Consider the following 11,317-nt stretch of genomic DNA (forward strand, 5'->3'; position numbering starts at 1 on the left):
AATCTACAGGAGGAAGTATATGGATTATAAAATTCATGTTAATAAATTAAAACTATATTATGGGGATGCATTGGCATTAAAAAAGATATCCCTTGGTGTGGATGAAAATAGTGTGCTCGCCTTAATTGGTCCTTCTGGTTGTGGTAAATCCACTTTCATAAAAACGCTCAATCGAATGAATGATCTCATTCCAAGTGTAAGAATCGAAGGGGAAATTTTATTAGATGGAGTTAGTATTTATCATCCCGATACAGATGTCGTGTCTCTTCGTAAACGTGTAGGCATGGTTTTTCAGCGTCCGAATCCTTTCCCTATGTCTATTTATGATAATATCGCTTATGGTCCACGGATTCATGGGATAAAAAATAAAGCAATATTGGATGAATTAGTAGAAAAAAGCTTGCGAGGAGCTGCTTTGTGGGATGAAGTGAAAGATCGTCTGACGAGTTCGGCTATGGGAATGTCAGGCGGACAGCAGCAACGCTTATGTATTGCTCGATTGCTCGCTATTGAACCTGAAGTATTGCTCATGGATGAGCCATGCTCCGCTCTTGATCCGATATCAACTATGAAAATTGAAGAATTAGTTGCCGAATTAAAAGCGAAGTATACTATTGTGATGGTCACTCATAATATGCAGCAGGCTGCTCGCGTATCAGATTGTACAGCCTTCTTTTTAAATGGCGAAGTGATCGAATATGATAAAACAGACATCATTTTCACAAGACCGCAAGATAAACGTACAGAAGATTATATTACTGGACGATTTGGTTAAAGGAGGGCAAATATGACAAGTACAAGACAAAGTTATAACCATGAACTGGAAAGCTTACGCCAAGAAATTTTAAAAATGGGTACACAAGTTGAAGAGGCGATTGGTCAGGCTGTCATGTCATTAACTAAACAAGATTTGGAGATGGCCAAAGTCGTTATGGCGGGCGATGACGATATTGATCATATGGAAAGTGACATTGAAGATAAATGTATGTTGCTTATTGCCAGACAACAACCTTTAGCCCGGGATCTTAGGATTATTGGTACTGGTTTAAAAATTACTACTGATTTAGAGCGTGTAGGTGATCATGCTTTCGATATTGCAAAAATTACCTTAAGTATTGCTAAGCAACCTTTGATTAAACCTTTAGTTGATATTCCACGTATGTCGGAGATGGCTCAAAAAATGTTGAAAGACTCACTTCTTGCCTACATTAATTTGGATATTACATTGGCTGAACAGGTATGTGTAGATGATGATGCAGTGGATGACCTTTACCATCAAACTGTTCGTGAGCTATTAACATATATGATGGAGGACCCTACGACCATAAAGCAAGCAACTCAGCTGCTATTTGTAGCACGTTATTTAGAAAGAGTTGCTGATCATGCAACGAATATCGGTGAATGGGTTATTTACCTAGTAACAGGACAACGCATGCGGAAAAAGTAAACTGCCAAAATTGGCAGTTTTTTTTTGCAAAATTAATGTCCATGCTCTTGCATGCAAGACGTGTGAGCATTTTTTATTGAGGGAATATCCTTAGGAAATTTAACAAATTCTTAACATGAACATAACATAGGCTATTTATGAATAGGGTACACTCTAGGTAGATAATACAGTGAATTAAGACTTGGCGTATGCCAAGTCTTTCCTTAGAGGAGGAACTTTTATGCAATTAGTAGATAGAGAACATCAGTTTAAATTACGGTCTGATCGTTATATGCGATATGTGTTTATTGCCAGCGCTAGTTTTATGGCACTCATTATTTCATCCATTATTGTGTTTGTCGGTTGGCAAGGATTAATGACATTTAGTGATGTAAGTCCCCTTGAGTTTTTTTTATCAACGAAATGGGATCCTACAGAGGGACATTATGGTGCATTCAGTTTTATTTCTGGTTCTCTTATTGTGACTGTATTGGCCATTTTATTAGGGGCACCTCTTGGATTAGCAGGCGCTATCTTTATGGCTAAAATTTCCCCTCCTTGGCTTAGCGAAATCATGCGCCCAGCAACTAACTTATATGTGGCGATTCCTTCTGTTGTCTATGGATTTATTGGACTCACCATTATCGTTCCTTTTATTCGGACCTACTTTCATGTAAGTGTAGGTTTTGGTTTATTGGCGGCAGCCATTATTTTGGCAGTTATGATTTTGCCAACGATTATCAGCATCTCCGAAGATGCTATACGTTCTGTACCTGCGAATTTAGAAGAAGCTTCTTTAGCCTTAGGTGCAACAAGATGGCAGACCATATGGCATGTGATTTTGCCAGCGGCACTGCCAGGGATATTAACCGCTATTATTCTAGCCATGGCTCGTGCTGTGGGGGAAACGATGGCAGTGCAGATGGTGATTGGTAATACTCCTCAATTTACAATGTCTTTGTTTACGCCAACGTCCACATTACCGAGTGAAATTGTTGTGGAGATGGGAAATACACCTTTTGGTTCAGCTTGGGGAAATTCCTTATTTTTGATGGCTTTGGTGTTATTACTCATATCATTACTGATGATTGTCATTATGCGCTATGTTGCGAAAAGGAAGGTGGCATAAATGTCAGCACGACTGATCAATAAACTAGCCACAGTAGTTATGTGGCTAGCAGCCATTGTTATTCTGGGAATACTGATCGCTTTTTTGTTTTTTATATTATATAAAGGTGTTCCTGTCTTGTCGCTGGATTTTATTTTTGGTAAGCCAAGCGAAATTCAAGCAGGGGGCGGTGTAGGACCACAATTTTTTAATTCATTTTATATATTATTTTTATCCTTGCTTTTCTCAATACCTGTTGCAGTTGGTGCTGGTGTTTATCTAGCAGAATATGCAGGTAATAATTCCTTGACTTCGATTATTCGTTTGAGTACGGAAAGTTTGGCAACTGTTCCTTCTATCGTATTAGGGTTATTTGGTATGATTATCTTTGTAAATATGTTAGGAATGGGATTTAGTATTATTGGTGGTTCCCTAACCTTGATGTTGCTTAATTTGCCTGTGCTAGTTCGGGTGACAGAGGATTCGGTACGCACAGTGCCTGTCCAATATCGGGAAGCTAGTCTAGCACTTGGTGCAACCAAGTGGCAAACCATTTGGCGAGTTGTTCTGCCCAATGCCTTACCAGGTATTGTTACGGGTATCACATTGACAGCCGGTAGAGCGTTGGGAGAATCTGCAATTTTAATTTTTACTGCTGGTACGACAGTATCAAGGCAAATGGCAGATTTTGATGTAACAGCTGCAGGTGAAACTTTAGCAGTCCATCTTTGGTATGTGATGGGCGTAGGGCTTGTACCTGATCGAGTTGATATTGCCAATGGCATCGGCGCCCTATTAGTGATTACGATTTTGATTTTAAATCTCATGGTGACTATCCCAAGTAAAATTTTACAGCGTAAACTAGGCGCAGGTGGTCATTGATTGATAGATTCAAAATAGAGATGGAAACGTGAAAAGAGATTGCTTCCTTTGATGGAGCAATCTCTTTCTTTGTTTATATCAATATAATTTATTTAGCACATGATATATAAATGAATAAGTCACTAGAAAATTGTCGAAAATATAATATACAAGGAGGGATAACGCTAGTGGCAAATGAGAAAGAAACATTAATAAAAAGTACTGACCAAACTAGCCGTGGTGACGTAGAGTCAATTGCTGGAAGTGGTGATGCCAGTGGTACGAATGATCCTAGTCAACATGCAGATGTTCATCAAAACGCTAAAAAATACTATGATATTGAAAAATCACCTAGTTCTATGGAGGAAGTACATAAATGGCAACGACAGCATATTAAAACTCATGACCAAAGTAAAGACGGCTTTCCTCTTAATGTCATTGTAGATCCTGCTATGCGTGAAATGTACCAACATGTTCATGCACAAGGACTTACTAATGTTTTTGACCGATTTGAGCAGCAGGAAAAGATTCGTTGTACATTCTGTACGTCAGGTTTATCTTGCCAATTATGTGCCAACGGTCCTTGCCGTATCAATGCGAAAACACCTCGAGGTAACTGCGGTGTTGATGCAGATGTTATGGTAGCGAGAAACTTTGTTTACCGTCATGTAACGATTGGAACTTCGGCTAATATCTTTCATGCACAACAAGCAGCTCGTACCTTAAAAGCTGCTGCAGAAAATCCAGCGAGTGGCTTAAAAATACGTGATAAAGAAAAGTTGCTCAAATATGCTGAAATGGCTGGCTTAAATAGTCATGAAGATGTCAATAAAGTGGCGATTCATTTTGCCAATTGGGTACTTGAAGATATGGGGCGGCCTTATTGGGAAGAATCATCAATGACCAAGGCTTTTGCCCCTCCTAAACGTCAAGAATTATGGCGCAAATTAAAAATATTCCCAGGTGGTGGATTTAGTGAAATTGCATTAGCCCAGACCAAATGTATGACAAATCTTAATGCCGATGCAGTTGATTTTTTATTGACGTCAGTACGTCTAGGGGTTGCTAATGAATATCAAGGTTTATTTGCACTTGATATTCTCCAAGAAATCTTGATGGGTACACAAAAAATCAGAACGGCAAAACAGAATATGGGACTACTCAATAAAGAAAAGGTAAATATTATAACGAATGGCCATATGCCCTTAACAGCTCATATTGTGATTGAATTGGCTTCCACCGCCGAGTGGCAGGAAAAAGCACGCAAAGCTGGTGCAACGGGCCTTCAAATACTAGGACATGTTTGTGAAGGACAACAACTCCTAAACTATGAAGATACTGGAAAAATGAATGCATATGCTGGACAAGAAGGAGAATGGCTGTCAGAAGAATACTTGCTCGCAACTGGAGCAGTTGATTTATTCATGTTTGACTATAACTGTACCATTCCGACCCTCCCCCTTTATGCTAAACGTTTTGGTACCAAGATGGTGAGTACTCATGAAGTCATTCGTATGCCAGGTACAGAGGTTGTAGAATTTAAGCCAGAAGAGATGCGTACCCAGGCGGAGAAGATTCTGGATATGGCAATTGAAGCCTATTCTAAACGCAAGGCTGAAAATAGAGAAGTATACATTCCTCCACATGTCTCAGATTGTATGATTGGCTTTAGTACAGAATCAGTAAAAGCTGCTTTAGGCGGTTCGTGGAAACCTTTGATTGATGCGATTGTTGCGGGAAAAATCCGTGGTATTGCAACTATCGTAGGCTGTACGACTGCGCGCTACGGACAAGGTGGCAGTAATATATTCCGAATTACCAAAGGTCTGATTGAAAAAGATATCTTAGTATTATCAGGAGGCTGTACGTCGTCTGTCATGCAATATACTGGACTCGCTGATCCAAAGGCAGCAGATGAAGCTGGATCTGGTCTGAAGGAAGTTTGTAAGTCATTAGGGATTCCACCGGTACTCTCTTATGGCGCATGTGTAGATATAGGAAAAATGACCCAGACAGCAAAAGAAATCGCTGATACCTTAGATGTAGATACGAACATGCTTCCTATTGTCATTGGTGCCCCCGAATACTTGGAGCAAAAAGCGGTAGCCGATGCGTGCACTGCCATTGCTCTTGGATGGTTAGTACATGTTGCTCCTGTTCCATCGGTAACAGGTAGTGATTTAGTAGTTAAAACCTTGACAGAAACAACTGAAACCTTGGGATTGGGGAAATTGACAGTCGAAACCAGTGCTGATAAAACGATTCAAATTTATGTAGATCATATTGAGAAGAAACGCAAAGAACTTGGAATATAGGTACTGTACTCGTGGCAGATGGCACACTTGATCTTCAAGTGTGCCATTTAAATAGATTGCCCTTTCAAGCTTATAAAAAGATGATGATAGAAAATCGTACTTATTAGTAAAAAAAACTATTTTGGTAAAAGCTATAATAATACATTAACTAGGGGGTGGCAGTATGGGGAAAAATGCAATGCAAAAAATATATACCAATATAAAAAATATATTGGTATATCAACCAACTCGCCAGCCAGATCCATTCGTTCTGGATGAAACCCAGCAAGATGGCAAGAAGACAACGTGTGATCTGCCGCAACTAGGTTTGTTAGAAAATTTTCAGCAGTTTGAAGCAAATGTACGTTATGCTAGACGTTTGTCAACCTTCTTGGAAAAGTTAATTGAAGTTTTTAATAATGGACAATGGTTTGATAAAGCAGAGGAATTAAAAAAAGAATATACCATGCTAGAAAAACAGCAGACTGAAATAAGTGTCATACTAGTGAAAGAGAATAGCAATCTTAATAAAAGTGAGCTTGCTATTAGTACTAGTTTGGAAGAAAATCAAAAAATGATTGAAACAATATATCAATTACCTCTCAATAAGGATGTTGTGATTCGTAAACTTATGATTCTAGATAAGCATGAAGTTAAAGCTATGCTGGTATTTATGGATGGTCTCGCTGATAAAAAGATAGTGAACATGACAGTCTTACAACCATTGATGCTGATGAGATATGATCAAGAAAAACCAAATAGTGATGATCTTGTTAATACCATTATCGAACAGTGTTTGCCTAGCGGACAAGCTTCCCGCGTCAGTAGCTTTAAGGAAGTAGAGCAGGGAATCAATACAGGTGATGCTGTACTGTTTTTTGAAGGTATTAAGGAAGCTGTGACTGTAGAAACTAAAGGATTTGAGCATCGCGGAGTCGATCGCCCAGCTACTGAGCAGTCGGTGCGAGGTTCGCAGAATGCTTTCACTGAAGTGTTGAGGGTAAATACGGCACTAATCAGGTCCATGCTACATTCCAGTGATCTGATCACTGAAATGATACCTGTAGGTAAACGAGGGCATTCAAATTGCGCCATCATGTATTTAAAATCAGTGGCTAACCAAGAATTGGTTGCTGAAGTGAGGCGGCGTATCAAAGGAATTGATACGGACCTTATTATTGACGCAGGTGTACTGGAGAGTATGATTATAGATTTTCCCCAGAATCCATTTCCACAAACCTTGTCCACAGAACGCCCGGACCGAGTTGTTGTACATCTGGCTGAAGGGAGAGTGGCCTTCTTGTTAGATGGTAGCCCTTTTGGGCATGTCGTACCTGTTTCTATATTTACACTGATGCATTCTGCCGATGATTTTGCTATGCATTTTTATTATTCAAATTTTTTACGTATGATTAGGTGGATGGGTGGATTTATTTCTATGTTATTGCCAGGTATCTATTTGGCAATTAGTACCTTTCATCAGGAAACGATACCGACTGAGTTGTTGTTATCGATCACGGCGGCTAGAGCACAAGTTCCTTTTCCTGCTTTTGTTGAAATTATATTAATGGAATTTTCTTTTGAACTCATTCGTGAAGGTGGGCTGCGTATTCCTGGTATACTTGGCTCTACTCTAGGCATCGTAGGCGCTATTATTTTGGGGCAAGCGGCAGTCTCTGCTAAAATCGTCAGTCCTATCATGGTCATTGTGATTGCAGTGACAGGCCTCGCGTCATATAGTATCCCAGAATACCGTTTAGCTTCTACTTTTCGCTTATTACGCCTTATTTATATCATACTAGCTGTGTCCATGGGGCTTGTAGGTATGGCTTGTGGTTTTTTAGTTTTTACAGCCGTGTTATGTTCGTTGAAATCGTTTGGCATGCCCTATTTGGCACCTGTAGCACCCAAAACCATTCCAGGGGGGGATATAATTTTACGAAAACCTGTACATCTGCAGCAAAAACGAGCTGATGAATTAAATCCCCAAGATGTGATTCGTCAAGGTACGGTCAGCAGACCATGGACTGAAGAAACACCGATTGGGGGAGATGAGTCGTGAATGCATATCATACAGGGAAGATGGGGATGGCTGAAGGAATAGCTCTGGTATTTGGTCTTATTGTACCCCGTCTATTTCTGTCACAATTAGCAGATGCTCTGCAAATAAATGGACAACTTCTGTGGTTATCGATGCTTATTTATACCATGATTCCTTTGGTGATGTTCTTTATGATGGTATATGCAAACAATAGTGTATCTGGAGATATTGTTAAGGTATGTCAACAGCTAGTAGGGAAAATTGGGGCATGGATCATTGTAGTAACATACATTGGTATGTTTTTGTGCAATGGTGCAATACTTTTGCGACAATATGCAGAGTATACATTGATTACTGCTTTGCATCGGGTAGACTTTCAAATAGTGATTATCTGGTATGCAATCACTATTGGTATCGTATGTTACCTTGGCATTGAAGCTCTTTGTCGTACGGGTTATATTATGTTACCTCTTCTATTGGGGGGACTTATTGTGGTATTTGTAGCGGTTAGTCCTTTTTATGTTATATACAATCTTACTCCATGGCAAGGGAATGGCATTATGACAGTGATCAATTCAGGCATACATAGTGGGGGATTGAATTTTGGCGTATTATCATTAATATTTCTGTCATCAGCTTTCCAAAATTCTAAAACGATCAAAAGGATTGCTATTTATTCCTTAGGTGGCACAGCTATTTTGAGAATCATATTTGCTTTGGTATACACCATGGTTTTCGGTGTATCTGTTGGTGCGGAGAAGGTCATGCCTTATTTTGAAATGGCACGCTTAGTGTATATTAATCAATATATTCAACGCATTGAATCTCTGTTTATTTTGGTATGGGTTATTTTGGGTTTGTTATCGATTGCTGGAAGTTTATATATTGCCTTATATCTTATCGTTATTTTATTAAAATTGCCGACAATGAGACCGCTTGTACCTCTAGGGGTAATCTTTATCGCTCATGTAGCTATGCTGCCCCCTGATATTGGCTATACCATTTATCTTGATCAATTATTGATGCAGGTAGCGCAAATTGGTATTTATCTTTTTCCTGGCATATTGTTTGTCATGGCTCTTGTAAAGAGGAGGAAAAAACCATGTGCCGACAGCTGAGTTTGTTGATTGCTTTGGTGAGTATATCGATCGTGCTTCTCGGATGTAGCGGAGCAAAAGAACTTGATGAAAGGGCCAATGTGATAGCTGTAGGTTTAGATACAGGAGAACAGGAGGATATGGTTCGTGTAAGTTATCAATTCGCTGTTCCCCAGACAGAAAGCGGCAAAGAGGCTGCCGAAAAATCTTCTTTTGTCATAACGAATAGTGCCTCATCAATTGCAGAAGCCCTTAATCTGATAAGTTCTGAGATTGCTCTGCAACCATCCGTAGCTCATGTTAAAGTGATCGTAATAGGGGAAGAACAGGCTCGCAAGGGATTGGGGAATATATTATCGCCATTTATGCGCTACTATGAATATCGCGGTTCAATCTTTGTTTTAGTCGCACGAGGAACAGCCAAGGATTTTTTAGAGAAAAATAAGCCTATATTAGTTAATTCATTATCGAAGTACTATGAGTTGATGCTTGCAGGAGGAGAGAATTCGGGTTATTTCTTAGGTACTTCATTGCATCAGTTCTATATGCGGCTTAAAAGTCATAGTGCTCAGCCTTATATGGCCTTAGTTGGCATTAACCCTAAGTCAGGTGAAGGAGAAAAGAGTATTAGCAAAGTTCCAGGGGGGAAAATCGATGGATATAAAGCTGGTGATATCCCACGCCATGGAGGTAATCCTGCGGAATTCGCCGGTACGGCACTATTTTTCGGTGATAAGATGGTTGGCACTCTAAGTACGACTGAAACTCGTATGCTAGCGATGCTAATTGGAAAATATTCTCATGGGTTTCTCTCAGTGGAAGATCCTCTTGATCCGAAAAGTTTTATCAATATTTCTCTTCAATTAGGCTCTAAGCCTAAGATAAAGACCGCTATTGTTGAAGGGCATCCAGTCATTCATGTCAGTATATTGCTAGAGGGGAATATTTCTAGCATTGGATCTGGTATTAATTATGAACAGGAAAATTATTTAAAATTATTGGAAGGGCAAATCAATAAAGTTTATCAGCAAGAAATGATTAATTTAATCAGGCGGACCCAAGAACTTGATGCTGATGTAGCAGGTTTTGGTGATTATCTGCGTCCAGTTTTTCAAACTAATAAGGAATTAGAAGACTATCAATGGAATCAAAAATACCGACAGGCTGAAGTTTTTGTGGACATTAATACTAAGGTACGCCGCAACGGGTTAATGTTACGGACACTTCCTGTAGAGTAAGTATAAAAGTGAAGGGAGGTAAGATTGCTTATGAACTATTTTTTTTTGATAGCTGCAGTGTTAGCAAGTATTCATGGGTATACATTTGCTCGCTGGCTATGGCAGAAAGATAATACTATAGGCGCAGTCGGTGTATCTTTATTAATTGCCGCTAGTTTGGCACTGCCAATTTATCGGATGATAAATGCAGGTTAGCAAGGTAATGAATTGATTTAGATGTTTTTTGTCATACTAAATGTAAAGTTTCGAAGGAGGTAAAATAGGAATGAAGTATAAAAGATGGACTTTGTTGATGGCGTTGGTTTTAACGGTAATCTTTGTTATGAGTGGTTGCTCGATGCTTGATCAAGCACAAAAAAAACCTGAGCCTGCACCAAATGTCCAGCCGCCAGCGACACAAAAACAGGTCGTTCAAGGCAATGAACCTGATATTATGGTGTTTATGCATGAAACGGGTGAAAAGAAAAGCATGAAAATGGAAGACTATATTGCTGGTGTTGTCGCTGGTGAAATGAAAGCTGATTGGCCTATCGAGGCATTAGCAGCCCAGGCCATATTAGCCCGAACCTTTACAATTCAGGCAATCGAAGAAAAAGGTGGTGTGCCAGAACGGGGGACTCAAGCTTCTACTGATATTAAAGAGTTCCAAGCGTATGATGCAAAAGCCGTCAATGATAATGTAAAGAAGGCCATTGATATGACTCGTGGTATGGTTGTTACTTATCAAGGAAAACCGATTCATGCTTGGTTTCATGCTTCCGCTGGCGGCATTACAGCTACTGCTAAAGAAGGCCTTGCATTTAAAGATGATGAACCACCTTACATCCAGTCGGTGCAATCTCCTGATGACCTAGCACCTGCTGATGTGCAAAATTGGACAGCTTCTTTTACTAAAAAAGAAGTAATGGATGCGTTGACGAAGATAGGGAAAACTGTTCCTAGTATTGAAAGTGTAGAAATTGGTAAAAAAGGGCCATCAGGTCGGGCGACTACAATGATCATCAATAAAAATATTGAAATATCAGCTCCAGAGCTTAGGGTAGGTCTTGGTAGTACAAAATTAAAGTCTATGCTTCTTGATAAGGTAGAAACGAGTGGTGATGGGATAACTTTTATGGGTAAGGGTTATGGGCATGGTGTTGGTATGTCTCAGTGGGGAGCTAATAAAATGGCCACGATGGGCAAGAAACCTGAAGATATTATTGGGCACTATTTTAAAAATGTGACAATCGAAAAACGTTGGAACTAGCGA

At 39.6% G+C, this 11,317-nt stretch carries 10 protein-coding genes; all 10 read left to right on the forward strand.

The window, feature by feature from the left end; genetic code table 11:
- Positions 1-19 precede the first annotated feature (19 nt).
- Complete coding sequence (gene pstB / locus ACAN52_RS13040) at positions 20-775, forward strand: phosphate ABC transporter ATP-binding protein PstB (protein ID WP_378955318.1); 756 nt, start codon at positions 20-22, stop codon at positions 773-775.
- A 12-nt stretch (positions 776-787) separates the two neighbouring features.
- Positions 788-1,447 carry a phosphate signaling complex protein PhoU gene (gene phoU / locus ACAN52_RS13045; protein WP_378955320.1) on the forward strand — a complete coding sequence of 220 codons (660 nt, stop codon included), beginning with the start codon at positions 788-790 and terminating at the stop codon, positions 1,445-1,447.
- A 220-nt stretch (positions 1,448-1,667) separates the two neighbouring features.
- A complete protein-coding gene (gene pstC, locus ACAN52_RS13050; RefSeq protein WP_378955321.1) occupies positions 1,668-2,555 on the forward strand; it encodes a phosphate ABC transporter permease subunit PstC in 888 nt (295 codons plus the stop codon).
- On the forward strand, positions 2,556-3,416 hold the full coding sequence (gene pstA, locus ACAN52_RS13055; protein WP_378955322.1) for a phosphate ABC transporter permease PstA: 861 nt from the start codon (positions 2,556-2,558) through the stop codon (positions 3,414-3,416).
- Positions 3,417-3,583: 167 nt separating this feature from the next.
- Positions 3,584-5,710, forward strand: coding sequence for an anaerobic carbon-monoxide dehydrogenase catalytic subunit (gene cooS, locus ACAN52_RS13060; RefSeq protein WP_378955323.1), 2,127 nt, complete (start codon positions 3,584-3,586; stop codon positions 5,708-5,710).
- A 163-nt stretch (positions 5,711-5,873) separates the two neighbouring features.
- The gene (locus ACAN52_RS13065; protein ID WP_378955324.1) at positions 5,874-7,751 is read left to right on the forward strand and encodes a spore germination protein; all 1,878 of its coding nucleotides are present in this window, start codon (positions 5,874-5,876) and stop codon (positions 7,749-7,751) included.
- Complete coding sequence (locus tag ACAN52_RS13070; RefSeq protein WP_378955325.1) at positions 7,748-8,848, forward strand: GerAB/ArcD/ProY family transporter; 1,101 nt, start codon at positions 7,748-7,750, stop codon at positions 8,846-8,848. Before ACAN52_RS13065 ends, ACAN52_RS13070 begins: the two co-directional genes overlap by 4 nt.
- Positions 8,833-10,065 carry a Ger(x)C family spore germination protein gene (locus ACAN52_RS13075; protein WP_378955327.1) on the forward strand — a complete coding sequence of 411 codons (1,233 nt, stop codon included), beginning with the start codon at positions 8,833-8,835 and terminating at the stop codon, positions 10,063-10,065. The genes ACAN52_RS13070 and ACAN52_RS13075 overlap by 16 nt, the downstream gene beginning before the upstream one ends.
- Before the next feature lie 30 nt (positions 10,066-10,095).
- Positions 10,096-10,260 (forward strand): hypothetical protein, encoded by a 165-nt coding sequence (locus ACAN52_RS13080; protein ID WP_378955328.1) that lies wholly within the window; start codon positions 10,096-10,098, stop codon positions 10,258-10,260.
- 70 nt (positions 10,261-10,330) lie between these two features.
- Positions 10,331-11,314 (forward strand): SpoIID/LytB domain-containing protein, encoded by a 984-nt coding sequence (locus tag ACAN52_RS13085; RefSeq protein WP_378955329.1) that lies wholly within the window; start codon positions 10,331-10,333, stop codon positions 11,312-11,314.
- Positions 11,315-11,317: the final 3 nt, after the last annotated feature.

Source organism: Pelosinus sp. sgz500959, assembly GCF_042610375.1.
Lineage (GTDB): Bacteria > Bacillota > Negativicutes > DSM-13327 > DSM-13327 > CTSoil-075.

What these genes read in the sequence shown, in the direction of transcription:
- pstB (WP_378955318.1), top strand. Translation starts at nt 20, where the DNA reads ATGGATTATAAAATTCATGTTAATAAATTAAAACTATATTATGGGGAT.
- phoU (WP_378955320.1), top strand. Translation starts at nt 788, where the DNA reads ATGACAAGTACAAGACAAAGTTATAACCATGAACTGGAAAGCTTACGC.
- pstC (WP_378955321.1), top strand. Translation starts at nt 1,668, where the DNA reads ATGCAATTAGTAGATAGAGAACATCAGTTTAAATTACGGTCTGATCGT.
- pstA (WP_378955322.1), top strand. Translation starts at nt 2,556, where the DNA reads ATGTCAGCACGACTGATCAATAAACTAGCCACAGTAGTTATGTGGCTA.
- ACAN52_RS13065 (WP_378955324.1), top strand. Translation starts at nt 5,874, where the DNA reads ATGGGGAAAAATGCAATGCAAAAAATATATACCAATATAAAAAATATA.
- ACAN52_RS13075 (WP_378955327.1), top strand. Translation starts at nt 8,833, where the DNA reads ATGTGCCGACAGCTGAGTTTGTTGATTGCTTTGGTGAGTATATCGATC.
- ACAN52_RS13080 (WP_378955328.1), top strand. Translation starts at nt 10,096, where the DNA reads ATGAACTATTTTTTTTTGATAGCTGCAGTGTTAGCAAGTATTCATGGG.
- ACAN52_RS13085 (WP_378955329.1), top strand. Translation starts at nt 10,331, where the DNA reads ATGAAGTATAAAAGATGGACTTTGTTGATGGCGTTGGTTTTAACGGTA.